Origin of the sequence: Flavobacterium sp. DG1-102-2 (assembly GCF_033042555.1) — a bacterium.
Classification (GTDB): Bacteria; Bacteroidota; Bacteroidia; order Flavobacteriales; family Flavobacteriaceae; genus Flavobacterium.
Genome location: NZ_JAWLIK010000002.1, coordinates 231,245 through 256,736, shown reverse-complemented (window position 1 = coordinate 256,736; position 25,492 = coordinate 231,245). Strand labels below are relative to the sequence as shown.

26 protein-coding genes are annotated in these 25,492 nt (G+C 42.6%); 12 read left to right on the top strand and 14 right to left on the bottom strand.

The features are described 5' to 3' along the window. Positions 1–2: 2 nt before the first annotated feature. Together hemC and hemA are read right to left on the bottom strand one after the other, a co-directional pair. A complete protein-coding gene (hemC, locus tag R1T16_RS04475) occupies positions 3–923 on the bottom strand; it encodes a hydroxymethylbilane synthase (protein ID WP_317499876.1) in 921 nt (306 codons plus the stop codon). Continuing rightward, positions 920–2,176 carry a glutamyl-tRNA reductase gene (gene hemA / locus R1T16_RS04470; protein WP_317499875.1) on the bottom strand — a complete coding sequence of 419 codons (1,257 nt, stop codon included), beginning with the start codon at positions 2,174–2,176 and terminating at the stop codon, positions 920–922. Before hemA ends, hemC begins: the two co-directional genes overlap by 4 nt. Positions 2,177–2,405: 229 nt before the next feature. Between hemA and R1T16_RS04465 the strand changes: the two genes are divergently transcribed. The 7 genes from R1T16_RS04465 (at position 2,406) to R1T16_RS04435 (ending at position 9,083) form a co-directional block, all read left to right on the top strand. Beyond that, entirely contained in the window at positions 2,406–3,278 is an 873-nt protein-coding gene (locus R1T16_RS04465) for an AraC family transcriptional regulator (protein WP_317499874.1), read from the top strand. Between the two features lie 128 nt (positions 3,279–3,406). Beyond that, a complete protein-coding gene (locus R1T16_RS04460; RefSeq protein WP_317499873.1) occupies positions 3,407–3,772 on the top strand; it encodes a hypothetical protein in 366 nt (121 codons plus the stop codon). 94 nt (positions 3,773–3,866) lie between these two features. Beyond that, positions 3,867–4,898, top strand: coding sequence for a ferrochelatase (gene hemH / locus R1T16_RS04455; protein ID WP_317499872.1), 1,032 nt, complete (start codon positions 3,867–3,869; stop codon positions 4,896–4,898). Further along, positions 4,898–6,238: an MATE family efflux transporter gene (locus R1T16_RS04450; protein WP_317499871.1), complete on the top strand. Its 1,341-nt coding sequence runs from the start codon at positions 4,898–4,900 to the stop codon at positions 6,236–6,238. Before hemH ends, R1T16_RS04450 begins: the two co-directional genes overlap by 1 nt. Then, complete coding sequence (locus tag R1T16_RS04445; RefSeq protein ID WP_317499870.1) at positions 6,238–6,783, top strand: CopD family protein; 546 nt, start codon at positions 6,238–6,240, stop codon at positions 6,781–6,783. Before R1T16_RS04450 ends, R1T16_RS04445 begins: the two co-directional genes overlap by 1 nt. Next, entirely contained in the window at positions 6,784–8,304 is a 1,521-nt protein-coding gene (locus tag R1T16_RS04440; protein ID WP_317499869.1) for an ATP-binding protein, read from the top strand. Further along, positions 8,301–9,083 (top strand): enoyl-CoA hydratase/isomerase family protein, encoded by a 783-nt coding sequence (locus R1T16_RS04435; RefSeq protein ID WP_317499868.1) that lies wholly within the window; start codon positions 8,301–8,303, stop codon positions 9,081–9,083. Before R1T16_RS04440 ends, R1T16_RS04435 begins: the two co-directional genes overlap by 4 nt. A gap of 54 nt (positions 9,084–9,137) precedes the next feature. Here R1T16_RS04435 and R1T16_RS04430 read toward each other — a convergent pair whose 3' ends face one another. The 4 genes from R1T16_RS04430 to yiaA form a co-directional block, all read right to left on the bottom strand. Beyond that, the gene (locus R1T16_RS04430; protein WP_317499867.1) at positions 9,138–9,695 is read right to left on the bottom strand and encodes a GDYXXLXY domain-containing protein; all 558 of its coding nucleotides are present in this window, start codon (positions 9,693–9,695) and stop codon (positions 9,138–9,140) included. Continuing rightward, a complete protein-coding gene (locus R1T16_RS04425; protein ID WP_317499866.1) occupies positions 9,685–10,959 on the bottom strand; it encodes a DUF2157 domain-containing protein in 1,275 nt (424 codons plus the stop codon). The genes R1T16_RS04430 and R1T16_RS04425 overlap by 11 nt, the downstream gene beginning before the upstream one ends. Before the next feature lie 53 nt (positions 10,960–11,012). Beyond that, the gene (locus R1T16_RS04420; RefSeq protein ID WP_317499865.1) at positions 11,013–11,330 is read right to left on the bottom strand and encodes a hypothetical protein; all 318 of its coding nucleotides are present in this window, start codon (positions 11,328–11,330) and stop codon (positions 11,013–11,015) included. 74 nt (positions 11,331–11,404) lie between these two features. Beyond that, the gene (gene yiaA, locus R1T16_RS04415) at positions 11,405–11,878 is read right to left on the bottom strand and encodes an inner membrane protein YiaA (RefSeq protein ID WP_317499864.1); all 474 of its coding nucleotides are present in this window, start codon (positions 11,876–11,878) and stop codon (positions 11,405–11,407) included. A 128-nt stretch (positions 11,879–12,006) separates the two neighbouring features. Here yiaA and R1T16_RS04410 point away from each other — a divergent pair, with 128 nt between their 5' ends. Beyond that, positions 12,007–13,527, top strand: a complete 1,521-nt coding sequence (locus tag R1T16_RS04410) for a hypothetical protein (RefSeq protein WP_317499863.1) — start codon at positions 12,007–12,009, stop codon at positions 13,525–13,527. Here the strand turns inward: R1T16_RS04410 and R1T16_RS04405 are convergent. From R1T16_RS04405 to R1T16_RS04385, 5 genes are all read right to left on the bottom strand, one after another. Then, positions 13,500–14,147, bottom strand: a complete 648-nt coding sequence (locus R1T16_RS04405) for an HD domain-containing protein (protein ID WP_317499862.1) — start codon at positions 14,145–14,147, stop codon at positions 13,500–13,502. The genes R1T16_RS04410 and R1T16_RS04405 overlap by 28 nt on opposite strands. A gap of 193 nt (positions 14,148–14,340) precedes the next feature. Continuing rightward, complete coding sequence (locus tag R1T16_RS04400) at positions 14,341–15,336, bottom strand: acyl-ACP desaturase (protein ID WP_317499861.1); 996 nt, start codon at positions 15,334–15,336, stop codon at positions 14,341–14,343. 7 nt (positions 15,337–15,343) lie between these two features. Further along, positions 15,344–16,078, bottom strand: a complete 735-nt coding sequence (locus R1T16_RS04395) for a lysophospholipid acyltransferase family protein (protein WP_317499860.1) — start codon at positions 16,076–16,078, stop codon at positions 15,344–15,346. A 134-nt stretch (positions 16,079–16,212) separates the two neighbouring features. Beyond that, a complete protein-coding gene (locus R1T16_RS04390) occupies positions 16,213–16,623 on the bottom strand; it encodes a BrxA/BrxB family bacilliredoxin (protein ID WP_317499859.1) in 411 nt (136 codons plus the stop codon). 83 nt (positions 16,624–16,706) lie between these two features. Beyond that, positions 16,707–17,852: a lycopene cyclase family protein gene (locus R1T16_RS04385; protein WP_317499858.1), complete on the bottom strand. Its 1,146-nt coding sequence runs from the start codon at positions 17,850–17,852 to the stop codon at positions 16,707–16,709. 116 nt (positions 17,853–17,968) lie between these two features. On the opposite strand from R1T16_RS04385, the gene R1T16_RS04380 reads away from it, so the two are divergent. The 4 genes from R1T16_RS04380 (at position 17,969) to R1T16_RS04365 (ending at position 22,932) form a co-directional block, all read left to right on the top strand. Further along, a complete protein-coding gene (locus R1T16_RS04380) occupies positions 17,969–18,622 on the top strand; it encodes a metal-dependent transcriptional regulator (protein WP_317499857.1) in 654 nt (217 codons plus the stop codon). Positions 18,623–18,625: 3 nt separating this feature from the next. Next, positions 18,626–20,521, top strand: a complete 1,896-nt coding sequence (locus R1T16_RS04375) for an Nramp family divalent metal transporter (protein WP_317499856.1) — start codon at positions 18,626–18,628, stop codon at positions 20,519–20,521. A 200-nt stretch (positions 20,522–20,721) separates the two neighbouring features. Next, entirely contained in the window at positions 20,722–22,032 is a 1,311-nt protein-coding gene (locus R1T16_RS04370) for an aldehyde dehydrogenase family protein (RefSeq protein WP_317499855.1), read from the top strand. Between the two features lie 102 nt (positions 22,033–22,134). Next, a complete protein-coding gene (locus R1T16_RS04365; protein ID WP_317499854.1) occupies positions 22,135–22,932 on the top strand; it encodes an AraC family transcriptional regulator in 798 nt (265 codons plus the stop codon). Positions 22,933–22,961: 29 nt separating this feature from the next. Here R1T16_RS04365 and R1T16_RS04360 read toward each other — a convergent pair whose 3' ends face one another. Genes R1T16_RS04360 through R1T16_RS04350 form a run of 3 tightly spaced genes read right to left on the bottom strand, consistent with a single transcriptional unit; the run spans position 22,962 to position 25,445 of the window. Further along, positions 22,962–23,084 (bottom strand): FeoB-associated Cys-rich membrane protein, encoded by a 123-nt coding sequence (locus tag R1T16_RS04360; protein WP_317499853.1) that lies wholly within the window; start codon positions 23,082–23,084, stop codon positions 22,962–22,964. A 4-nt stretch (positions 23,085–23,088) separates the two neighbouring features. Continuing rightward, positions 23,089–25,206 (bottom strand): ferrous iron transport protein B, encoded by a 2,118-nt coding sequence (gene feoB / locus R1T16_RS04355; protein ID WP_317499852.1) that lies wholly within the window; start codon positions 25,204–25,206, stop codon positions 23,089–23,091. Beyond that, positions 25,206–25,445, bottom strand: a complete 240-nt coding sequence (locus R1T16_RS04350; protein ID WP_317499851.1) for a FeoA family protein — start codon at positions 25,443–25,445, stop codon at positions 25,206–25,208. The genes feoB and R1T16_RS04350 overlap by 1 nt, the downstream gene beginning before the upstream one ends. Positions 25,446–25,492 lie beyond the last annotated feature (47 nt).

The window sequence follows — 25,492 nt, the reverse complement described above, 5'->3', positions numbered from 1 at the left end:
TATTATGTATTCAGTTCTGTCCTGATTTTCTTCATCAGTTCGGCACCGCCATTGGCAAGCACTTCATTGGCACAATCGTTACCAAAGGTTATAGCATCCTGTCCTTTGTGCATTACTTTTTCTATGTGTATGCGCTCCTTGCCATCAATACTAAGCAGCACCCCTTCAAAACGGATCTCGCCATCTTCGCTGGTTGCCAATGCACCAATAGGAGCAGTACAGCCGCCCTCTAACGTGCGGAGGAACTGGCGCTCAATACGTGTGCATAGTTCGCTTTCGGCATGGTTCAGTTTACTAACGGCTTCAAGGCAGTAGCTGTCGTTTTCCATGGCAACGACTAACATTGCACCCTGTGCAGGGGCAGGTATCATCCAGTCCAGTTCTAAATGATTTTCCGGGAGCAGGTTAATGCGTTCCAGCCCGGCGGCAGCAAATACGGCACCGCTCCATTCGTTATCTTTAAGCTTTTGAAGGCGGGTGTTCACATTACCTCGCAGGTCGGTTACATTGTGGTTAGGGTGGCGGTTAAGCCATTGTGCCTGTCGGCGAAGGCTGCCAGTAGCAATTGTTCCTATGTCGTGCAAAAAATCAAGATTTCCTTTGTGAACAAGAATATCGTGAACATTGGCACGTTCTAAAACAGCGGCCTGCACTATGCCTTTAGGCAATGCAGTAGGCACGTCTTTCATGGAGTGCACTGCAATATCTACATGGCCCTGAATCATGGCAACGTCAAGTGTTTTTGTAAAAATACCTGTTATGCCCAGCTCGTAAAGCGGAACGTCTAATATCAGGTCGCCCGTAGATTTTACGGCAACAATTTCGGTGGCATATCCCAGTGCGTTCAGTTTTTTTTCTACTGTGTGGGCCTGCCAAAGGGCAAGTTCACTGTCGCGGGTGCCTATTCGTATGATTTTACTCATTTGGTAGAAGCTTCAATCTGAAAAACCTTTTCTATCCATTCGATGCTTTCATCTACCATGGTGTCGCGGTCTTTAAGATGATTTGCAAAATGGGTTGTAATTTTATGAATGATACGCTGGCTAATGATTTCTGCCTGCTCTTCATCAAAATTACTTATTTTTTTGCGTTGAAAGTTTAGTTCTGTGTCTTTTATGGTGTTAAGCTTTTCCTTAAGGGCGTTTATAGTAGGCGCAAATTTTCGGGCGCTGGTCCACTCTGTAAATTCGCTGCTTATATCTTCAATAATCGCTTCGGCAGCCGGAATGTGCTTTTTGCGGTTCTCCAGGGTGCTGTCGGTAATCTTAGAAAGGTCGTCTAAGTGAACCACGGTAACACCTTCAAGATCCCTCACATTGTCATGCACATTTTTAGGGATGGAAAGATCAAGTATAAGCAAAGGCTTATTGGTGCTTAAGATGTCCTTATCAATCGTTGGCATTGGTGCTCCTGTTGCCACCACAAGCACATCTGCTTTAGACAGCTCTAACGGAAGCAGGTCGTAATCTTTAACGATAAGGTTAAATTTTCCGGCAACCTGCTCTGCTTTTTCACGGGTACGGTTTACCAGTATAATGTGGTCGTTTTTGGTATGCTTAACAAGGTTTTCGCAGGTGTTGCGGCCTATTTTGCCGGTGCCAAAAAGCAGTATGTTCTTATTCTGTATATCGGCTACATTATTCATAATGTATTGTACCGATGCAAACGATACCGATGTTGCGCCGGAGCTCAGCTCGGTTTCGTTCTTAATTCGTTTGCTGGCCTGTATTACGCAGTTCACCAGTCGCTCCATATAAGCATTGGTAAGTCCGAATGACTTAGATTCATTAAAACCGTTCTTTATCTGGCTGATGATCTCAAAATCGCCCAGTATCTGGCTGTCCAGCCCTGAACCAACGCGAAACACGTGGTCTATAGCTTCGGCATTTTTATATACAAAAGCTACGCGCTGAAATTCTTCAACCGTGCCGTTACTGTTATCGCAAAGTAATTTGATAAGCTGAAAAGGGTGTTGGGCAAAACCGTATATCTCGGTCCTGTTGCAGGTAGATACAACTACAAGGCTCTCTATGCCTTCCTGCTTTGCCTGTTGCAGCAGGTTTGTTTTTGCGTCGTTCCCTAAACTAAATTTTCCTCTTATCTCAGCATCGGCCTTCCTGTAACTCAGTCCAACCGCATAAAAGTACTGATGCCTTGATACGTTATTATTATCCATAGTGTACACTTATCCTAAAAGTTCTACAAAAGTATTGTGAACGCTTTTTAAAAAGTAACGCTCAAAGTCCTATTTATGTCGCTACGGGATATTTTGGCATGAAAATGTATTTATTTGCCCAAATAGCCTAAATTTGCAATGAAATCAGCACGTTGCAAAAGCATAGTTTAGAACAAGTCTAAATAAAGCTATGTGATAATTTTGCATCCGGCATAAAAAAAGTACCGCTATGGGTTCTCATGAAGAGATTAAGATTGAGGATGATTTCATTGTGCTCCGTTTCCAGAACGACAGCGATGAAACCTCACATTATGAAAGGGAAGTAGGAGTAGACCTTATACAATTTCACTTTGGCATAAAGGGCAGGGCTAAGTTTATCTTTAACCAGGGCCGCTATGCGCTCGACCTGCGTGAGGAGGTTTCTCTGTTTTTATACAATCCGCAAAAAGAGCTCCCGGTACATCTTGAAATCGCCCCGCACAGCTGGGTGGTATCGGTACTGATATCTATCAAAAAGTTTCATGGTTTTTTTTCAGAACAGGCAGATCATATCCCGTTCCTGAGTTCAGATAATATTGATAAAAAGTATTATAAAGACGAAAAGATAAACCCGTCTATGGCAGTCGTGCTTAGCCAAATGTTTCATTTTAACCTGCACCAGTCCATCAAGAAACTGTACTTTAAGGGAAAGGTGTATGAACTGCTCAGTCTTTATTTTAACCGTGCCGAAGATACCAACACAGAGTCATGCCCTTTTCTCGTAGACGAGGACAACGTAATAAAAATACGTAAGGCTAAGGATATTGTAATTGCCAATATGGCTGAACCGCCGGGACTTGAAGAACTGGCTGATCAGGTAGGTATAAGTTTAAAAAGACTCAAAATGGGCTTTAAGCAGATCTATGGCGATAGCGTATACAGTTTCCTTTTTGATTATAAGATGGATTATGCGCGTAAGCTGCTTGACAGCGGATCGTATAATGTAAACGAAGTAGGACTTAAGATAGGGTACAGCACGGCAAGCCATTTCATTTCAGCATTCAAGAAAAAATTTGGCACTACACCGAAGAAGTATTTAATGAGCATGAACGAGAAGGTGTAACATATCCCTCACCCCTAACCCCTCTCCGAAGGAGAGGAGAACTCAGGCCGGCTTACTCAGGCTGATTAAGAGCGAAGCTGCTCCCTCTCCTTTGGAGAGAGCTGGGGTGAGGCAAAAACAATATAATTATGTGGAACCCAATTTCTTTAGAAGAATTACAATTAGAGATCCAGAAAGCGGAGACAGATCTTAAGGATGAACTTTTGGTCTTTTGGTCGCTTATCAAAATCGAACCTGAAAAATGGGTAGAGTCACAATATGGTGATGAAGGTGGTGGATTTTGGGTCGTAGGTATCTTCGGAAACCAGTGTATCTGGTACAATGACATTGAAGATGGATTCAATGTTTCTGATTATACTACTTACGGCAAAATAAACGACTACTGGTGTAACAAGGATGAAATAAGCTGGATTATATACCGATTGTTTGATTCTGTAAAGACAGGCAAACCCATAATGAAATTATCCGGGCCTGAAAAAATGGACTTGGATTAAAGATTTTCTAAAAATAAAAAACAACAAACAAACCGCCTTTCGCACGGTTTTTGAGAACCCAATGCAGGCGCAACAGCAAACAAAGGAAAAAGTAATGAAAGGAGTACTACTCGTAAATCTGGGTTCACCAAAAAGCCCGACAGCAAAAGATGTAAAACCTTATCTTGATGAGTTTTTGATGGATAAGTATGTAATAGACGTTCCTTTTTTGTTAAGGGCGCTTTTAGTAAGGGGAATCATTCTTCGCAAGAGGCCTGAAGAATCGGCGCATGCCTACCAGAAGATTTGGTGGGACGAAGGTTCGCCGCTTATCGTGCTCTCTCAAAGGATGCATAAAAAAGTACAGCAAAAAACCGATATGCCTGTGGCGCTTTCTATGCGTTACGGACAGCCTTCTATAGAAAAAGGGCTTCAGGAACTGTCTGACCAAGGTGTTACCGAAGTATTGCTTTTCCCATTGTATCCGCAGTATGCCATGGCTTCTACGCTAACCATATTGGTATTGGCAGAAGAGATCAGGAAAAAGAAATTTCCGCATATGGCCTTTACCGATGTACCTGCGTTTTACGATAAGCCTGATTATATTAAAGCGCTGGCCAATTCCATCAAAAAATCGCTGGAAGGATATGATTACGATCATTTGCTGTTTTCCTACCACGGTATTCCTGAGCGCCACATCCGCAAGACCGATGTAACCAAATCGCATTGTAAAATAAACGATACCTGCTGCGTAACGCCATCTGCGGCGCATAAATTCTGCTACCGCCACCAGTGTTACGAAACGACACGATTAGTGGTAGAGCAACTGGGTATCTCTAAAGATAAATATTCGCTTACCTTCCAGTCGCGCCTTGCCGGCGACAAATGGCTTGAACCTTATACCGATATCGAGATCAACAAAATGCCGACAAAAGGGATCAAGAACCTTGCTGTGGTAACGCCTGCTTTTGTAGCCGACTGTCTTGAAACCCTCGAAGAGATCGCTATGCGTGCCAAAGAAGATTTTCAGGAACATGGCGGCGAAAAATTCCTTGCAGTACCCTGCCTGAACGATGGTGAAGAATGGATAGGTGTTGTAAGCAACTGGATTAACGAGTGGGCCCATGCTGAAACACCTGTAGTTTAATGGAGCTATCATCCCGCGACCTCGCCAAAAAAGATGTTCGGAGCCTGCTGTTAAAACAGTCGGTTCCTGCCTCTATAGGTATATTGTTTATGACAGTCAATATACTTATAGACACCATTTTTGTAGGCCGCTGGATAGGATCGCTTGCCATTGCAGCACTATCGGTAGTAACGCCTATTACATTTTTTATTTCCTCTATGGGCATGGCCATAGGTACCGGAGGCGGATCGGTACTCTCGCGTGCACTGGGTGCTAAAGACCGTGAAAAGGCACTGACTACTTTTGCCCACCAGATCATGATGACCTTAGGGATATCTTCGGTTTTTGTGGCAGCGGGATTATTCTTCAGGGATGAGATACTCTATGTTTTTGGTGCCAATGGCGATATATTGAAACCGGCACAGGAATTCTTTTTCCCCATACTCCTGGCGGTACCGTTTCAGGCATTATGCATGATGGGTAATAATGTGATACGTGCCGAAGACAAATCAAGGCATTCCATGATATCCATGATCATATCGGCGATATCTAATCTTATACTGGACATTGTTTTTATAAAAGTATTAGGCTGGGGCGTGTTTGGCGCTGCGCTGGCAACGTCAATCTCGTTCTTTTTATGCTTTGCCTATATCTTTTGGTTCTTTGTGTACCGAAGCGAACTGCGCCTTAAATGGGAGTATTTTTCATGGAAGAATAAGATAGCAGGCGAGATAACCTCGCTTAGTTTTGTAACCTTTGCCCGTCAGGGTGTTATAAGCGTACTGGCTATTTTACTGAATCATACGCTATTTGCACAGGGAGGAGAGCATGCCGTAACGGTATATGGCATCATAAGCCGAATGCTCATGTTTGCACTGTTTCCGGTACTCGGAATAACACAGGGCTTTTTACCAATTGCAGGTTATAATTATGGTGCCAATAATCATAAAAGGGTGCGCGAAACGGTAGCAGTCGCTATAAAATATGCTACAGGCCTCGCCATACTTATCTTTATAGTGATACTTATTTTCGCCAGGCCTATAACAGCTGTTTTTACTACCGATGCGGACGTAATACGCGACACACCTAAAGCCCTGCGCTGGGTATTTGCGGCATCGCCCATTATAGCCATACAGCTAATAGGTGCGGCTTACTTTCAGGCTGCAGGTAAGGCAACAAGGGCATTACTGCTTACGCTGTCCAAGCAGGGATTCTTCCTGATTCCGCTAATACTTATTTTGCCACGGTTTTTTGGTATTTTTGGTGTATGGGTGGCATTTCCCATTGCCGATGTACTATCAACAATAGTAACCGGAATATTTTTAAAGAAAGAAATGGCCGAACATCTTAACGAAGACTAATGGAATACTACAACTACATAAAATCACTCCACCTCATTTTTGTAATCACCTGGTTTGCCGGGTTGTTTTATATTGTGCGGCTGTTTGTATATCATATAGAGGCTAACAGCAAGCCATCGCCCGAAAAAGAGATTCTTATAAAACAATACAAGCTGATGTCGTACAGGCTTTGGTATATTATTACATGGCCATCGGCAGTGCTGGCTGTTATTTTTGCGGCACTGTTATTGTTCCTTATGCCGGAATGGTTAAAACAACCGTGGATGCACGTTAAGCTTGCCTTTGTGTTCCTGCTGTCTTTATACCATTTTAAATGCCATAGCATTTTTAAGCAATTGCAAAAGGATGAGGTAAAATATACCACAGGATTTATGAGACTGTGGAACGAGGGAGCTACTATAATACTTTTTGCAGTAGTGTTTTTAGTAATCTTAAAGAGTGCCATCAACTGGATATTTGGTGTAGTGGGCATTATAGCATTTTCTATACTGCTTATGCTGGGCTACAAATTTTATAAACGGATAAGGGAGAAAAACCAGTCGTAAATGAAGGAAAAGTTTAAGATAAAACGGTGGTCACTGCGTACCAGGATATTCCTGTCGATGATTTTTATAACACTCATCGCATCGCTGCTTATTGCTGCCGTAAGTATCTACCAGTTTAAGAAAGAGGCAAAAGTATACCATCAGGACAGGCTGGAGCGTAAGGAGGCTGCCATTAAAGAACACATCAATTACATACTTTCTACAACTACATATCCGCTTAATACGGCAAACCTTCCGCTTATCTTCCGTGAACGCATCCACGAGCTGGCTAATATCCACGGGATGGAAATCAACATTTACGACCTAAATGGGCATTTGCTCAAATCGTCTAAAGCGGCATTCTCTGTAGATACGATAAACAGCAATATCCCAAAATCTATACTTAAGGTACTACGATCTACTGCGGAAAAAAGATATGTAGACTTAAGGCTTAGCGAAGACAACAAACGTTTCAGATCATCCTACAGCTATATAAAAGACACCAAATTTAAGCCGCTTGGCATACTTAACCTTCCGTATATTGAAGACGACGGGTACTACGAAAAAGAAACAAATAACTTCCTTATCCGCTTTGCGCAGGTATATTCGTTCATGCTGCTTATATCGGTAATTATTGCGTACTTCCTGTCGAGTTATATTACCAAGTCTATTAAAGAGGTGTCAGACAGGATAAAGGAAACCCGCCTTGCCGAAATGAATGCAAAAATAGATATGGGTGACACGCCTCAGGAAATTAGCCTGCTGGTAGACGCCTACAATAACCTTGTAGACGATCTTGATACCAGTGCCACTAAGCTTGCCCAGAGCGAGCGTGAACAGGCGTGGCGCGAAATGGCAAAACAGGTGGCCCACGAAATTAAGAACCCACTTACACCTATGCGCCTTACGGTGCAGAGCTTTCAGCGAAAATTTGACCCGCAGCATCCCGATATCAAACAAAAACTTGAGGAATACTCCAGCACACTGATACAGCAGATAGATACGATGAGTTCTGTGGCATCGGCATTTTCCAGCTTTGCCTCCATGCCCGCGCAGCAAAACGAAACGCTTAACGTGGTAAAGATCGTGCAGCTGGCATTGGAGATATTCAACGAAAATTACATTACCTACCATGCCGATGAAACCCATATCATTACCCGTATGGACAGGACGCAGTTGATACGTATAATCACTAACCTGGTTAAGAATGCTACGCAGGCTATTGAGGAAGAAGAGCCTGATCCGTTAGTGGAAGTTAGGGTTTTCCGCGAAGGCGGAATGGCTAAAATTTCGGTAAAAGACAACGGGAAAGGTATCAGCATTGAAAATAAGAGCCGTATTTTTGAACCTAAGTTTACTACCAAGACGAGTGGTATGGGGCTTGGCCTTGGTATCATAAGGAACATTGTAGAGAACTATCACGGTACCATTACTTTTGAAAGTACGGTGGGCAAAGGCACAGAGTTTATAGTTACACTGCCTGTTACCTCTGCCCAGGGCAACGAAGAAGACGACAAACAACAAACAGATATAAAACCATGAATTACGAAAACATACTTGTAGAAACCAGCGAGAACATTGCGGTAGTGACGATTAACAGGCCTACAAAGCTTAATGCGCTTAACCGTGCTACAATTACAGAGCTTCATGAAGCTTTTAAACTGCTTAACAACAGTGGAGAAGTAAGAGTTATTATTGTTACGGGAACAGGCGACAAGGCTTTTGTTGCCGGTGCAGATATAGCAGAATTTGCCAACTTTAACGTAGAAGACGGACAAAAGCTTGCAGCGCTTGGACAGGAACTATTGTTTGACTATTTACAAAACATGGGCACTCCTGTTATTGCGGCTGTAAACGGTTTTGCGTTAGGCGGAGGACTTGAGCTTGCAATGGCGGCACATTTCAGGGTAGCGTCAGATAATGCAAAGATGGGTCTTCCTGAAGTTTCGCTTGGTGTTATTCCGGGTTACGGTGGCACGCAGCGCCTGCCGCAGCTTGTAGGCAAAGGCCGTGCGATGGAAATGATCATGACTGCCGGAATGGTTACTGCAGACGAGGCTAAAGCGTACGGACTGGTTAACCATGTTGTGCCTCAGGCAGAACTTATAGATTTTTGCAAAGGCATAGCAGCGAAGATACTCAAGAATTCTCCAGTAGCCATAAGCCGCGCGATTGAAGCTATAAACGCCAACTACGAAGACGGCGTAAATGGATATAATGTAGAGGTTACTGCCTTTGGCGAATCTTTCGGGACCGAAGATTTTAAAGAAGGAACAACAGCCTTCCTTGAAAAAAGAAAAGCTGCTTTTCCCGGGAAATAAGGTAACTGTTACCATATAAAAAGATGGGCTGTCAAGAAATTGGCAGCCCATCTTTTATTTCCTCTTTTTAACTACATAGTCCTTTATTGGCATTCCGTCTATAATAACATCTTTTAAAACGGCGTTGCCATCTTTAACTCCTACAAGTGCATATACCGGTTTATAATCCTGCCTGCCTGCATATTCACCATAGGCAATTTCAGCTTCAGGGGCTTTGCTTTCTTCCATGTAATAGCGGTCAAATGGCAGTTTTACCCTTACTTCGGTGTCGGTAATCTTATAAAATATTTCAGTTGTAATGTAATCGGTTTCCGGTTTTTTCCGGCTTAATCCTGCGGCTTTTGCAAACCCCAGGCTGTCTTTTGCAAGGGCTATGTAAGCTGTTTCTCCGGCAAGCCAGGTAGTATCTTTTGTGGTGAGGTTTTCCATGCTAAAGGATAATGTAATATATTTTCCCCTAAACGGGTCGTTAGGATCTACTGGCTCTGCCTTAAATTTATATTCCGTTCCCTGGCGTGCAGTTATCTCACAGTCGTATATCATTTTTGCAGGCACAGAAAGCTGTATCAGCGCCGTAACAGCAAAGGCAATTAATAGATGCTTAGTTTTCATAATTTGTTGTTTTTGGGTTGCTTTTCTTTTTCTGGATCAGGAAGTAGTTAGTCAGGAAAAATCCAACGCCAACCCCGATAAATAACAGTCCTCGCACTACAAACGACATGTTTACGTCAAAAAAGCGGCAAGCAATAAGTACAGTTGTAATGGTAAGCCCAAAATTAAGCGTGGCAAAATCAAACCTGGCTACTCCGGCACGTATTATGGAGATGCCAAGGGCCAGCACCAGCAGGTTAGTAAGTATCGAAGGGACAAGGCTATTAAAGTTGCCGATAAGATAAATTACCGGAAAGATAAATGCCGCTGTCCTGAAAGGCTCAAAGCTTTTTGGTGCACCCTTTCTTAAAAAACTAAAGTATATTCCTGCTCCATAAAGCATAAGCCATGCTATGATAAAAGGTATTCCGGGCACCGCATCGGTAACAACTTCTCTCCAAACCCAGCGGAAAGAAGCCATGATAAGGATAATGGCAATGCTTAACCCTCCTAATGTTAAGTAACCATTTTTTCTTGGCTCATCGCTAAAAGGAGGTATAAAGCCAATGCTTTGTAAGAGACCTGCAAATGCAAGATAGATTAAAAAGCCAAAAGTGCCTGCACCATCTAAAAAAGAACCCAACACAATCAGTCCGCTTAAGGGCAGAAGCCAGTTGAGCGCCGCTGTTGTATTGTTGCGCTCCTGTTTAAGCTGCTGCAGGTAATAAGGCAGCAACAATGCAATCAGCAGTATATAGCCCCAAGGCTGGTGCGGATTAAAATAGCCTGCCTCGGTAGCAAAATAGGTTGCAAAAACAATATGGAGAACGGCAACAGCATTAGAACGTAACAGGTAAATAAGCGGCGAACAAAGCAGTGTCCATGCAAAAAGAAAACTGCCCAGGTTGCCTGGTATATTATAGATCTGAGCCACTAACGATATGGCAGCGCCCACAGAGAAAAATACCAGCACGCCCGAAGCATTTTTCCAAACGCTGCTTTTTTCTTTTATGATACTAAAGGCGGCTAAGCCCTGCGACACAACAAGTGGCAGGAATGCCAAAATAGTTTTGGTAGAAATGGAGAAATCATCCCAGTTGTGGGCAAAGATAAGTATAATACCCAGCCCTACCAGCACAGCTCCCAGCGAACCGAATATGGTTAGAAGCCCGTTACCCTGCGGTTCTTTATTAATCGCATAATAACCCTCAATGTCACGTGCCGTTTGCGGACTGATGACATTATTAGCTACAAGCTCGTTCAGCTCTTTTATGATTGATGCCATAATGTTTAAATTTATCTAAATATAAGAAAACGATTTCATTTTGAATGGTTGTATTACATCAGTGAAAAAATATTCCACACAGAAAGAAAAGCAGCCGACACTAAAAGACCAGCAGATAATCTTTTGCGGTAGTTCACTTTCATAGACTGCAAAAAGATTATAATGCTTCCTCCAAGCAGGTAAATGTTTATAGCGGTAAGCAAGAACGCATTTTGAAGCGGCGTAGGGAAAGTGTTGAGGTATGCCTCCTTAGAAGCTTCAAACGAAGTATACTGCGTAGTGATATAGATCCAGAAGCTCATGTGTACTGCAACAACTGCAATTAAAAATATTCCAATGGCATAGATAGGCGACCTGTATTTAGATGTCATAATAGTAGTGATTGAAATTAGAAAAGCCCCACAGCCGCCACAGTATAGTGACAGCCATGAGGCACCGCTAAGGGTTATATATTGTTAGCATCAAATTGCTTAAGGTCACGGGTGTTTTTCTGTACGGCTATGGCCGAGAACAGCCCCAGGGCAAACGACATTCCGAAGAATCCTTTTTCGCTTAGCAGTAAATCAGCATTCCATAGCCCTATTATCAAAAGGGTTAGTGCGGCGATGGTACTAAACCAGCTTATGCCGTAGTAAAGGTCGGTTACTGGTATGCCTTCCAACCTGTCACGCACACTTTTTTGTACCGATATTACAGAGAACAAACCGAAAAGCAATATGGTAAAGTAGTAGCCCTTTTCGTTATATGCCATGTCTGAATTGAATAGACCGATACAATATGATGCCATGCCTAAAAGCAGTGTCATCCATGAGGCACCCACAAAAGCGGCGCTTGGTTTTAATGGATTTTGTGCATTATTTAATCGTGCACTTTTTGATTCCTGATTGTTGTTAACTTCATTTGGTTTTAGCGGTTCCATAATTTTATGTTTTATAATTATGAGGCAAATCTCGGCAGTAAACGGCGGCTGTGAAAATCAATTTCATCAAAAAACTGACGATATAAAATAGCATTTTTATATATTTATGGCTGCTAAAAACACCGTTTATGAATGCGCTACAGGAGATATCGGCTATAATGAATAATGATGATATTAAAGCATTTACAGCTTATTTGTCTAAAAAGAATAAGCGAAAGGATGTGGGTAATATTGAACTGCTTAATTCTTTAAAAACTGACGATATAAACTTTGAAAAGAAAGTGTTTTCCAATAAAAAAAGTGCCGATGCCCATCATGCCCTCAGAAAAAGGCTTTACGACAGCATGGTGGAGTTTATGGCAAACCGTAGTTTTGAGAGCGATACATCAGAAGAGCATGCGGTGCTGCGGCTTATAGTAGTAAGCCGACTTTTCTTTGAGCACAAGCTCACCAAAGCCGCTTTTAAATGCCTTGCAAAAGCCGAGGGCATTGCTGCGGCGCTGGAACACTTTAGCCTGCTTAACGAAATTTACCATACCCTGATACAGTTTGCCCACCTCGATCTGTCGCTTTCGCTGGATGAGGTAATGAAGAAGTTTACTGCCAATAAAAAAAGACTTTTGCACGAGGAGCAGCTCAACCTTGGCTATGCTGTGCTTCGGCGTGAGCTTGCCTCCATTTACCATGAAGGCAGGATAGTAGATTTCCAGGTATTGATAAAAAACACTGTTGAGGCACACGGCATTTCGCTAAAGCAGGCACTTACCTTTAAGTCGCTGTACCAGATATTGTTTATTGCCAATGAATATGCTTCTATCAATAGCGATTATTCGCTTATACAGCCCTTTGTAGTTAAAAGTTACAAGTTTATTACAGGAAGGGCAGACCTGGCAGGAAGACATTTGTACTACCATATCTACATATTGTATTTCATGGCCAACTTTCATTTCAGGAACGGTGAGTTTACGGCGTCTTTAAGTTATCTGGATGCTATGCTTACAGAGATGCAAAAGCAGGGCGGTAAATATTTCAGCCGTTTTTGCCTGCGCTATTTTTTGCTGATGGCACTTAATGAGAATTATTCGGGTAACCCGGGAAAGGCAATAGATATAGCCGAAAGAGCATTACTACAGCACAAAAAAGCTGATCCAAACGATGTAAATGACCTTCGCCTGGCGCTTATCGTTTTCTATATGCAGCAGGATGCAGGGCGCGATGCGGCAAAAGAAATGATAAAGCTCAGCCATTCTGACAGCTGGTACGAAAAGAAAATGGGCAGGGACTGGGCCATTAAGAAATGCCTGGTGGAAATACTGCTGCATACCCAGCAGGAAAATATAGAGCTGGCTATATCAAGGATAAATAGCTTTAAGCGGCGTTATAAAAAATACCTGTTAACTGTAAACGAAGAGCGTGTCGCACAGTACCTGTCGCTTATAGAACGGTATGTGCTGAAGCCGGAACTCGCTGCGACACCTAAGTTTCAGGAGCAGGTGGAGCAATTTATGGCCGGAGCACAATCAGGGCCTAAAGATATTTTTGTTATTAGCTTTTTAGCGTGGCTGCTGGCAAGGGTAAGGCGAAAAACAATTTATGATACTACAGTGCAACTGCTCGGGAATTACTTTTCCCCATTCCATTCGGCATAGAATTGTGAAAGGAAACCTTCCATATACTGGTGGCGGCTTTCGGCTATGGTTTTTCCGGTAGGGGTGTTCATGCGGTCTTTAAGCAGCAACAGCTTTTCATAAAAATGATTAAGGGTAGGGGCAGTTGTGGCTTTGTACTCCTCTTTGCTCATGTTCAGGTTAGGCGCAATGGCAGGGTCATATAAAGCCCTGTTCTTAAAACCTCCATAATTAAAGGTGCGGGCAATGCCTATGGCGCCCAGGGCATCCAGCCTGTCGGCATCCTGAACAATATCCAGCTCAACAGAATGGAATTTCATTTCATGATTGCCGCCTTTAAACGAAATATTCTCAATAATATTAACCACATGGATTATAATGTCCTCCGGTACATTTTGAGCCGAAAGGAACTGCCATGCCATAGATGGGCCAACAGTCTCATCACCATTATGAAACTTGCTGTCGGCAATATCATGCAGTAACGCGCCCAGCTGAACGATGAGCAGGCTGCATTCTTCGCCTTTGGCTATCAGCATTGCGTTATTGTACACGCGCTCAATATGAAACCAGTCGTGGCCGCCTTCGGCGTGTGCAAGTTGTGCCTTTACAAATGATTTGGTAATATCGATGAGATTGTTCATACTGTAAATTTAGTTTTTAGCCACGAATTACACGAATTTTTACAAATGATTTATGTGAAATTTACATCAAGAATTTAAATGTCTAAAAAGCTTTGGCGTAATAAATCCTTTACTAAGTGTTGAATGATTTTGTGAAAATTTGTAACTAACCCCATAGCCAACAAAAAAACCGCTCTTTCGAGCGGCTTCTGTATTATTTTATAAGGGCAGGTGTAACCCATTTAAATATGTGCGATTCTTCAGGGATAACAAGCCTGTCTGAAATTCTTGCCATCCTGTCCGGAAGCTTCATAAGGAAATCACGTGCTTTTTCTGCTTCAGCAGTAAGTCCGTTAATCTTGTCAATCTGCCATTTATCAATGAGCTTTCTCATTATATCCACATAATCATGAGCGGTGTATACACCTATGCGCTGTGCAGAATCAGAGAACGACTCAAACGCTTCGCCTATCTTTTGTCCTGACTCCCTAAGGAAGTGTGCAGGCATAACGATCTTTTGCTTCATCATGTACTGGAAAGCCAGCATCATTTCACTTGGATCTACCTGGAAGATACGGTTTACAAACTCACTGTAAGCTGTGTGGTGGCGCATTTCGTCGCCCGCAATAAGCTTACACATCTTAGACAGTTTCTTGTCGCCATATTGTTTTGCTATCTGCGATACGCGGTTGTGCGATACATAAGTAGCAAGCTCCTGGAAGCTGGTATATACAAAGTTTTTGTACGGGTCACGATCGGTGCCAATATCAAAACCGTCATTGATAAGGTGCTGCGTAGTAATTTCTACTTCGCGCATGTTGATACGTCCTGATAGGTAAAGGTATTTGTTAAGCAGGTCGCCGTGACGGTTTTCTTCACCTGTCCAGTGGCGTACCCATTTAGACCATCCGTTGCCGCCATTATTAACCTGGTCTACACCTTCAACATCCATAAGCCATGACTCATAGGTAGGCAGGGCTTCTTCGGTAATTGTGTCACCAATAAGCACTACCCAAAAATCATAAGGAAGGTCCTTGGCAATTTCGCGCATCTCCTTGAGCTCCTCTAAGAAGTTATCGTTTTTAGAGTCTGGCAGCAGATCGCTTGGCTGCCATATGGTTTCGACTGGTATAAGGTAATTATCCACGAAAGAATCGATGTCCTTTTCCATGAATTTCATTACTTCCAGGCGAACGTTTTTAGTAGACATAGTTTCTTTATTTTTTTATTCCTTGTATTACTGCATTCTCAGTTCTCTCCATCACTTCTTCGAAAGGAATATTTTTGATGGCAAAAGGTTCCTGTATTGTAAACGTTAAACGATTGCCCAAACCTAACGGGAACTTGCCGAAACGGTCAAGCCTCCATGAGTTATTTATACTTATAGGTACAATATACGCAGAAGGGGCTGATTTACAAAGTATTTTAAGTCCAGTTTCACTAAATTTTTTCGGTATTCCGGTCTTGCTTCGGGTACCTTCAGGAAAAATAACTGCTGACCGGTTGTATTTTTCGATATATTCTCCAAAACCTTTAATTGCGGGAAGTGACTGTCTCGGGTCTTTCCTGTCTATAAGAACGGAACCTCCGTGCCTTAAATTGTATGAAACGCTTGGTATTCCTTTGCCTAACTCTTTCTTACTAATAAATTTTGGGTGAAATTTGCGCAGAAACCAGATGATAGGCGGTATATCGTTCATACTCTGGTGGTTTGCCACTATGATAAGCGGTACACCTGCAGGTATCTTTTCGCGGCCTTCCACCTTATAGGTAGTGCCCAATATAAGAGATGTCCTTACCAGGCAGGCATTTAATAGATCTACGCTCTTTTTATGCGCCTGGTATCCAAACAGGTTAAAGCATATCCACTGCACCGGATGAAAGATAAGCAGGAACAGCAAAAACACCAGACTGTAAATTATGGATATGGGATAGGATAATATCTTTTCCATGTATGTTTCTAAAAATTCGCGTAAAAGTAGTACCTTTTTAGTTAATTCTAAAAAGTTTTAGTATGCCTGCATAGTTGTTTGTAAAAACAAAGCCACGCTTGTGGCGTGGCTTGCAGTATTTTGTTGTATACGATTTAGCAAAACTCGTCGTAAGCATCTTTAAGGTTCTCTGCGATCATGTCGGCAGGTCTTCCTTCAATGTGGTGACGCTCAAGCATGTGTACAAGCTCGCCGTTTTTAAATAAAGCCATACTTGGAGACGATGGAGGAAAAGGGAACATACTTGCCCTTGCTTCATCTACTGCTTCCTTGTCTACACCTGCAAATACCGTAATAAGGTTATCCGGTTTTTTTGCATTATCAAGGCTCATTTTAGCGCCCGGCCTTGCGTTACGTGCTGCACAACCGCATACAGAATTTACTACTACAAGCGTAGTTCCTTCTTTAGATATAGCGTCTTTTACCGCATCGGCTGTATATAGGTCTTCAAAACCTGCGTCAGATAGTTCTGCGCGCATTGGCTTTACTAATTCTTCTGGATACATAATATGGTACTCTTTAATATGTTAATTAACTGCTACAAAGATACGCATTTTTTATGCCAAACATAAAACCGCAAACTTTTTTGTTACAGATTAACACTCCGCCTGAATAGTGAAGCGAGGAATAAACCCTTTGGGCATTTAGATATTACGCCAATGTCTTCGCTAAAAGTAGTCTCCTCATCAAGGAATTTAAATATTGGTGCGGCCTTACCTGTTTTAAACATCGCCGAGAAAATCTGCGACCCATTTTGGTTGGTTCGGTCCAGTATATCCAGCAACAGCAGGTCGTAAAACCAAAAACGGCTCTTTTTATGAAATTTGGTAAAATCGCTCCCCGTAGATAAGAACTGCACCAGTTTTGCCGATAACCTGTCGGCGTTCTTAAAGGTATAGCCCGTGCTGGCTTTTGTCCATCCTCCGGCTGTACCTATGTTGAGTATGTTCTTAGTGTTGTGTTTCCAGAATGGGTAAGAGGTCATAGGGATGCTGCCCCGTTCTTCGGCGATGATCTCGTAGCTGCTTATGCCAAGGTTCTTCAGGTAATCTTCAATAGCTTGCTCATATTCGGCATCAGCCAAAAGATCTGCCGAAAATAAAGTATATTCTACAATGGCTTCTTTATTGCTAAAGGGTAGCACATACATAAATCGTGTATTGCCTTTTTGCGGGATGCTAAAATCCATAAACACAGGTTTTTCGGCATTAAAGACCGGTTCTGTAGTCTTGACGTGCCAGCCGATAAAATGCTGTTGCAGTACCGGATATTTTTTTTGCGATGCCGCCAATGACGGGTTGTAAATGTTGTTGAATAGCTTGCTGGCAGTATAGTTTTCTGCCTCAGTTTTTACCAATACATTAAACCCCGAATCTACAAAATCAACTACTTTCTGCTGAACGAATTCAATATTTGGATGCTTTTGCAGTTCTGCGAATACAAAATTATAAAAGTCGGCGCCGCGAATCATCTTGTATTGATAACCGTTAAATTCCAGGTCAATACGTTTTTTATTATTAGCAAATAGTGCGGTACTCCATTTTCGGTAAACTATCTCATCTGTAAACCCTTCATTCTTTTCCCAAAAACACCAGGTACGATCATTGGTTTTTTTGGCATCGGTATCGATAAGCAGTATTGATTTCTCCTTAAAATTACCGCTTACTGCAATGCGATATGCCGTCATTAGTGATGCCAGTCCCGCTCCTGCAAAGATGTAGTTGTAGTGCTTCATTACTCCCAAAAATAAGTATTTACAGTGTTAATGACAGGTTAAATATTTAGACTTGCCTAAAAAACTTTTTAACCCAATCAAATTTCGTTATATTTGTGGTTATTATTATGTTGGGAATGACCTACTCTGAAGAAAATTACCTTAAAGTTATATACCATTTATCCCTTAATCAAAATAAAGGGATAACAACCAATTCCATTGCTAACGAAATGGAGAGCAAACCATCATCGGTTACCGATATGGTGCAGAAGCTTGCAGATAAAGGATTGGTTATCTATAAAAAATACCAGGGCGTATCGCTTACCGATGAGGGAATGTTTACAGCTCTTATGATTGTGCGCAAACACCGCCTTTGGGAGGTTTTTTTGCTGGAAAAGCTCGATTTTTCCTGGGATGAGGTACACGACGTAGCCGAACAGCTGGAACACATAAAAAGCGAGAAGCTGGTAAACAAACTGGAAGAATTTCTTGATTTTCCTACCGAAGACCCGCATGGCGACCCAATACCTGACCGTAAAGGTAAAATTGCACAGGTAGACAAAAAACTATTGTCAGAAACTGCATTAGGCAAAAAGGTAATATGTGTGGGCGTAAAAGACAGTTCGTCGGCATTTTTACAGTATTTAGACAAACAGCAAATAGCCCTTGGCTCTGCCATAGAGGTTATCAGCAAAGAAGATTTTGATATGTCGTTAACCCTGAAACTGGGTGATAAACAGGTAACGGTTTCTAATAAAATTGCAGCCAACCTTTTTGTGAAACCTGTATAAACTATGGAGAAGCATAAGAGCAACAGCCATTCGCTGGAAGAAGTACATGAGTCGGTTTCCGTAGGTGAGAATACATCGGTATGGAAAAAGGTGCTTGCCTTTTTTGGGCCGGCCTATATGATAAGCGTTGGCTACATGGATCCCGGGAACTGGGCTACCGATATTGCCGGAGGAAGCCGGTTTGGGTATTCGCTGCTGTGGGTTTTGCTTATGAGCAACATCATGGCACTGCTGCTGCAAAGCCTTAGTGCCCGTTTGGGTATCGTAAGCCGACGTGACCTGGCTCAGGCATCGCGCGAAACCTATTCTAAAGGGATTAACTATTTTTTATACGGCCTTGCCGAAATAGCCATTGCTGCCTGCGACCTTGCCGAGGTGCTGGGTATGGCTATCGGGTTAAAATTATTGTTTGATCTTCCGTTGCTTTGGGGTGTAAGCATTACGATGTTTGACACCTTCCTGCTATTGTTCCTTATGAATAAGGGCATCAAGAAAATGGAGGCGTTTATCATTGGGCTTATTGCCATAATAGGACTTTCTTTTTTAGCCGAGATGTTCTTTGCAAAGCCTGATATGGCTGCCGTGGCAAGCGGACTTATACCTTCTATCCCGAGTGAGGCTGCTTTGTATATCGCTATTGGTATCATTGGGGCAACGGTAATGCCGCACAACCTTTACCTGCATTCATCTCTTGTACAGACGCGAAAGTTTGACCGTACTTTTAAAGGTATTAAACAAGCTATCCGCTACAATTTTATAGATTCTATCATTGCGCTTAATATGGCATTTTTTGTAAATGCCGCGATATTAATATTGGCCGCTGCAACATTTTACACCGCAGGGAGGCATGACGTGGCTGATATTCAGGATGCACACCAGCTGCTTGCCCCTATGCTGGGCTCAGGCTGGGCGGCAACATTATTTGCACTGGCGCTTATTGCTGCAGGGCAGAGCTCTACCATAACGGGTACGCTTGCGGGTCAAATTGTTATGGAAGGTTACCTTAACCTGCGCATTCAGCCGTGGGTACGCCGTATCATAACCCGTATTATTGCTATTGCACCGGCCTTTTTTACCATTCTGTATTTTGGGGAAGAATCTACCGGAAAACTGCTTGTTTTCAGCCAGGTAGTATTGAGCCTTCAGTTAGGGTTTGCAATTATTCCGCTTATCCATTTTGTAAGCGACAAGTCTAAGATGAACGAGTTTGCCATTGGCACCGCCACTAAGATCGCATCGTGGGTAATAGCCCTTGTTATTGTTTCGCTTAATGCAAAACTGGTATATGACGAGATACAGGGATGGGTGGCAGAATCTGAAAATCCAATCTTTATCTACGTATTTGTAGTTCCTGTTGCCATATTAGCGGGAGCAGTGCTGCTGTATATCATCATCAATCCATTTGTTAGGAAAAGCAGGGCTTCGGCGCCGCATGTACCGCATATTAATGAGGTTATTGTGCAGGAACAGTCGGGCACGATTGTATATAACAACATTGCTATCGCCCTGGACTTTTCAAGGACCGATGTTAAAAGCATAGGCAGTGCCATGCAGCTAGGCGGCAAGGAGGCAACGTATACACTAATACACGTGGTAGAAACCGTAGGCGCCATGCTTCACGGTGACCAGGCGAGCGATTTTGAAACTGCATCTGATAAAGATTACCTTTCTAAATACAAACAGGCGCTTGAAGAAAAAGGGTATAAAATTAATACGCGTCTTAGCTTTGGCAGCCCTAAGAAACAAATTCCGCTTATCGTTAACGAAGCCGGAAACTTTGATATTCTTATCCTTGGCGCCCACGGCCACAACTGGATAAAGGACATTATTTTAGGCACAACGGTATATGCGGTAAGGCATAAAGTGTCTATTCCCGTACTTATCATCAAGGATTTATAGCTGAACTTTTCAACAAAGTAAACTTGGGCTTTTCAACAAAATGAAAGGCAGTTATCTGCACGACCTTTGTCTTGTTAATCTAAAACAATTAATACGATGAAGACGATAGATAAGATGTATGTAAACGGTGAATTTGCAACACCAAACGGAACCGAACTTTTTGACCTGATAAACCTTCGAATAATCAACTCATAGGCAAGGTGGTATTAGGCAATGAACACGATGTAAACCTTGCTGTTGCCGCCGCTAAAGAAGCTTACAAGACCTTCTCCCAAACTACAAAAGAAGAACGTATTGCTTACCTGCAAAAACTGCACGATGCCGTTGCTAAAAGGCAGGATGAACTTGTTGCTGTAATGGTTCTTGAATATGGAGGTACCTATCAATTCTGCAAAAACAGTGTCAACAATATGCTTAGTGCATTTACGACAGCGATGGCAACGCTTAACACTTTTGAATTTGAAAGGACAGTAGGGAACTCTAAAGTACTTATGCAGCCCCTGGGCGTCGTTGGGCTTATCACACCATGGAATTCCAGCAACAGTTTTATATGCAACAAACTGGCTACGGCAATTTCTGCCGGAAGCACTGTGGTTATCAAGCCAAGCGAAATGAGCGCCATGCAAACCCAGCTTTTACTGGAATGTTTTCACGAAGCAGGATTGCCTAAAGGGGTATTTAATGTAGTAAACGGATTGGGAACTGTTGTGGGTAATGCCATAACCAACCACCCTGATATTGCCAAGATATCGTTTACAGGTTCTACCGTTGTGGGTAAAAGCATAGCCCGTGGTGCAATTGACACTTTGAAACGCGTAACACTGGAACTGGGCGGAAAATCGCCTAACGTAATCCTTGACGATGCCAATCTTGAAACAGCTATACCTATGGCTGTTGCGGCCGCTTACATGAACAGCGGGCAGGCCTGTATTGCAGGAACGCGATTATTGGTTCCTGAACACAAACTGGATGAGGTAAATTCACTTGTTAAAGCCGCCGTAGAAAAGGTAAAAGTGGGGAATCCTGCCGATCATGATACTGCTGTTGGGCCAATGGTAAGCAAAAAACAATACGAACGCGTGCAGGGGTACATTAAACTTGGACTTGAAGAAGGTGCCAAATTGCTTATCGGTGGCGAAGGCCATCCTGAAGGTTTGGAAGCAGGCAACTTTGTAAAGCCAACCGTGTTTACCAATGTTAAGAACAGCATGCGTATTGCCCGCGAAGAAATTTTTGGCCCGGTGCTTTCTATCATTGCCTATAAAGATGAGGAAGATGCTATTGCAATCGCTAATGATACTGATTACGGACTTCAGGCGTATGTCAACTCTTCAGATGATGCAAGGGCAAAAAGAGTAGCTTCGAGAATTATTGCAGGCCGTGTTATGATCAATGCGCTTAGCCATGACCCGCAGGCACCATTCGGCGGATTCAAGCAATCGGGTATAGGTCGTGAGTTTGGGGTATTTGGCCTTGAGGAATATGTAGAGCCTAAAACGCTTTTGGTTTAAAACATCCCAATTATATTTATACAACCTGTAAGGTGTTTTTAAAACCTTGCAGGTTGTATTCTTGTAATACATTCAGAAATAAATTATCGTATTTTTACTCTTATGGAAATAATACAAAGGTCACCCATACAATTTTCATGTTATTTTTCCCGAAGCAGGATTGGGGAAAACTTTGTGTCTGAACACGCTATTAGCTTTGTGGTATCGGGCAGCAATACTTTAGACGACGGAATAAACCAGCAAGCGTTTGGCCCGGGCGAAATTTATTTTTGCCGCAGGAATCAATTGCTTAAGTATGTAAAGAATCCGCCAGAAGGGGGAGAATTCCGCTCTGTCTCAATGTTCTTTACGCAAAACCTTTTACGTGAATTTAGCATTAAATATAGCTATTCAATGTCAGGAAAATTAGATATTCCGGCGTATCTGCAATTGGATTCAACCTCGGTTTTAGCCAATTACATGAATTCGTTGAGAGAATATGAAGAGCTGTTCAACCAGCAGCCCGACTCTCCTCTTTACAAAATTAAACAGGAAGAAGCTATTCTGCTTTTGCTGAAAACATACCCCGAACTTGCTAATATATTGTTTGATTTTTCTGATCCCGGCAAGATAGACCTTGAGGCATTCATGCAGCAGAATTATCATTTTAATGTGGACCTTAACCGATTTGCCTACTTAACTGGCAGAAGCCTTTCAGGATTTAAGCGTGACTTTGAAAAGGTGTTTACTATCTCTCCGGGGAGATGGTTGTTGCAAAGAAGATTAAAGGAAGCCTACACTATGCTAAAGGAACGTAAGCGCGCAGTAAGTGATGTATATCTCGACCTGGGATTTGAAGATTTATCACATTTCTCCTTTGCCTTTAAAAAGCAGTATGGCATGGCGCCATCACAGGTTTAATTTTTGTGGTTAATTGCAAAAGAGAGTTTTTAACTGCACCCGCAGTCCGGGCCGCAATTGCCTGATTTTTTCTTTTTAAAGAAATATTTCTTTACCAGAAAAGCCACAGCGCCTGCAACGATTATGTGTACTATTATATTCTGGATGTCCATAACCTTACTTTAAGAATTGGTACGTTATCAACGACACTACATAAGCAAAACCGCTCATTCCTATAAGCTGAATCATAGGCCATTTCCAGGAGTTGGTTTCCTTTTTAGTAATAGCCAGTGTGCTTATGCACTGCATTGCAAAAGCATAGAACAACAATAATGATGCCCCGGTGGCAAAATTGAATATTTTTTTACCGGTAATAGGGTCAACCTCATTATCCATGCGCTGTTTAATGGTAGCCTCGTCTTCGCCGCTGCTCCCTATGTTATAAATAGTGGCAAGTGTGCCTACAAACACCTCACGGGCTGCAAACGATGATACAATGGCAACGCCTATTTTCCAGTCGTAGCCCAGCGGGCGTATTACAGGTTCTATAGATTTACCCATTATGCCTATATATGAATTCTCAAGCTGATAGGCAGTGATCTTATCGTTAAGTTCGTTCTCAGGCAAGGTTTTGTTTTCAGGCTGATGCGAAACGATTTCTGTAGCATTGCTGAAAGCTTCTCCCGGCCCGTGTGAACCCAGGAACCATATAATAACTGACAGGGCTAATATTATCTTACCCGCACCGGCAACGAATGCCTTGGTTTTTTCCAGTACGTTGAGGCCTACGTTTTTAAACAACGGCAGTTTATAATTAGGCATTTCTGCCACAAAAAAGCTTTTGTGTTTTAGCTTCAGGATCTTGTTTAATATCCATGCCGACAGCAGTGCACCGCCAAAGCCTAAAAGGTACAGCAGCATAAGCGTTAGCCCCTGAAGGTTAAAGATACCCAGCACCATTTTCTCAGGAATGATAAGCGATATCAATATGGTATACACAGGCAGCCTTGCCGAGCAGGTGGTAAATGGCGTTACCAGTATAGTAATAAGCCTTTCGCGCCAGTTTTCAATGTTTCGTGCCGACATGATTGCCGGTATGGCACATGCCGTACCCGAAATTAACGGCACAACACTTTTACCGCTAAGGCCAAAGCGTTTCATGATCTTGTCCATAAGGAAAACTACACGACTCATGTAGCCGCTTTCTTCGAGTATGGAGATGAACAGGAACAAAAAGGCAATTTGCGGAATAAATATTACAACGCCGCCTATACCCGGTATGATACCCTGCGAGATAAGGTCGGTCAGCTTACCCGGAGGCAAATGAGTATCGGTATACGATGCCAATGCTGCAAAGCTCTCATCGATAAAATCCATAGGTATGCTTGACCATGAGAATATCGACTGGAATATTAGCATAAGTATCCCAAGGAAAATAACGTAGCCAAAAACCTTATGTGTAAGTACCCGGTCCAGTTTTGCACGAATGTCGTTAGCCTTGGCATTATCTATGGTCTGCCCCGTTTTAAGCACATCGTTAATAAACTGATAGCGCTTAATGGTTTCCTTTTGCTGCATGCGTTTCAGCTCGGCCTTGCTTTTTGCAAAAGAACTATTGCGTTCAATTTCCTTACGCTCCAGCTGGCCAAAGTTTACATCCTGCGTAATAACTAACCACAGCTTGTATAGCAGCTGGTTAGGAAAAGCATTTCGCAATCCGTTAAAATATTCGTTATCTATGCCTGATGCATTAAGGCATGGCTCTGTAGGCAGCGCGCCATAATTAACGATTAATTCTTTTATGGTATCTATGCCCGTGCCTTTGCGTGAGCTTACAAGCGCAATGCGGGTCTTAAGCAGTTTTTCAAGATACGGTATGTCCAGCGCAATGCCTTTTTTCTCCATCCTGTCGCTCATGTTGATAACAAGTATGGTAGGCAGTTCGAGGTCTTTTATTTGTGTAAAAAGAAGCAGGTTACGTTTCAGGTTTTCTACATCGGTAACTACAACGGCAACATCAGGATAGTCTTTGTCGTTTTTGTTGAGCAGCAGCTCAATAACCACATTCTCATCCATGGAGCTTGCATTAAGGCTGTAGGTGCCGGGCAGGTCCATAACCGTTCCTTTGGTCCCGTTAGGTAGTTTGCACGATCCTGTTTTGCGCTCTACTGTAATACCCGGGTAGTTGCCCACCTGCTGGTTAAGGCCCGTAAGATGGTTAAAGACCGAGGTCTTTCCGGTATTTGGGTTACCGATAAGTGCAATTTTTATGTTCAGGATATTGTGAGCTGCCATTATAGAGAATTGGGTATAAATTCTACATCAATTTCACGGGCAGTTTCCAGCCTTATTGCCACGTGGCTTTCGTTTACGTTGATATAGATAGGGTCGCCCATGGGGGCAACCTGAAGAAGTTCCACAGTATTGCCGGGAAGGCATCCCATTTCAAGAAGCTTTAACGGAACCGCATCTATGTTAAGATCGGTTATTATGGCTTTTTGGCCTTTTTTAAGCGCTGCAAGTGTGGTTTTCAATATTATTTAGAATCAATTTAGATTGCAAAAGTATAAATTAATATCCA

Coding starts and splice junctions, on each gene's coding strand:
- hemC (WP_317499876.1), bottom strand. CDS start 923: ATGAGTAAAATCATACGAATAGGCACCCGCGACAGTGAACTTGCCCTT.
- hemA (WP_317499875.1), bottom strand. CDS start 2,176: ATGGATAATAATAACGTATCAAGGCATCAGTACTTTTATGCGGTTGGA.
- R1T16_RS04465 (WP_317499874.1), top strand. CDS start 2,406: ATGGGTTCTCATGAAGAGATTAAGATTGAGGATGATTTCATTGTGCTC.
- R1T16_RS04460 (WP_317499873.1), top strand. CDS start 3,407: ATGTGGAACCCAATTTCTTTAGAAGAATTACAATTAGAGATCCAGAAA.
- hemH (WP_317499872.1), top strand. CDS start 3,867: ATGAAAGGAGTACTACTCGTAAATCTGGGTTCACCAAAAAGCCCGACA.
- R1T16_RS04450 (WP_317499871.1), top strand. CDS start 4,898: ATGGAGCTATCATCCCGCGACCTCGCCAAAAAAGATGTTCGGAGCCTG.
- R1T16_RS04445 (WP_317499870.1), top strand. CDS start 6,238: ATGGAATACTACAACTACATAAAATCACTCCACCTCATTTTTGTAATC.
- R1T16_RS04440 (WP_317499869.1), top strand. CDS start 6,784: ATGAAGGAAAAGTTTAAGATAAAACGGTGGTCACTGCGTACCAGGATA.
- R1T16_RS04435 (WP_317499868.1), top strand. CDS start 8,301: ATGAATTACGAAAACATACTTGTAGAAACCAGCGAGAACATTGCGGTA.
- R1T16_RS04430 (WP_317499867.1), bottom strand. CDS start 9,695: ATGAAAACTAAGCATCTATTAATTGCCTTTGCTGTTACGGCGCTGATA.
- R1T16_RS04425 (WP_317499866.1), bottom strand. CDS start 10,959: ATGGCATCAATCATAAAAGAGCTGAACGAGCTTGTAGCTAATAATGTC.
- R1T16_RS04420 (WP_317499865.1), bottom strand. CDS start 11,330: ATGACATCTAAATACAGGTCGCCTATCTATGCCATTGGAATATTTTTA.
- yiaA (WP_317499864.1), bottom strand. CDS start 11,878: ATGGAACCGCTAAAACCAAATGAAGTTAACAACAATCAGGAATCAAAA.
- R1T16_RS04410 (WP_317499863.1), top strand. CDS start 12,007: ATGAATGCGCTACAGGAGATATCGGCTATAATGAATAATGATGATATT.
- R1T16_RS04405 (WP_317499862.1), bottom strand. CDS start 14,147: ATGAACAATCTCATCGATATTACCAAATCATTTGTAAAGGCACAACTT.
- R1T16_RS04400 (WP_317499861.1), bottom strand. CDS start 15,336: ATGTCTACTAAAAACGTTCGCCTGGAAGTAATGAAATTCATGGAAAAG.
- R1T16_RS04395 (WP_317499860.1), bottom strand. CDS start 16,078: ATGGAAAAGATATTATCCTATCCCATATCCATAATTTACAGTCTGGTG.
- R1T16_RS04390 (WP_317499859.1), bottom strand. CDS start 16,623: ATGTATCCAGAAGAATTAGTAAAGCCAATGCGCGCAGAACTATCTGAC.
- R1T16_RS04385 (WP_317499858.1), bottom strand. CDS start 17,852: ATGAAGCACTACAACTACATCTTTGCAGGAGCGGGACTGGCATCACTA.
- R1T16_RS04380 (WP_317499857.1), top strand. CDS start 17,969: ATGACCTACTCTGAAGAAAATTACCTTAAAGTTATATACCATTTATCC.
- R1T16_RS04375 (WP_317499856.1), top strand. CDS start 18,626: ATGGAGAAGCATAAGAGCAACAGCCATTCGCTGGAAGAAGTACATGAG.
- R1T16_RS04365 (WP_317499854.1), top strand. CDS start 22,135: ATGGAAATAATACAAAGGTCACCCATACAATTTTCATGTTATTTTTCC.
- R1T16_RS04360 (WP_317499853.1), bottom strand. CDS start 23,084: ATGGACATCCAGAATATAATAGTACACATAATCGTTGCAGGCGCTGTG.
- feoB (WP_317499852.1), bottom strand. CDS start 25,206: ATGGCAGCTCACAATATCCTGAACATAAAAATTGCACTTATCGGTAAC.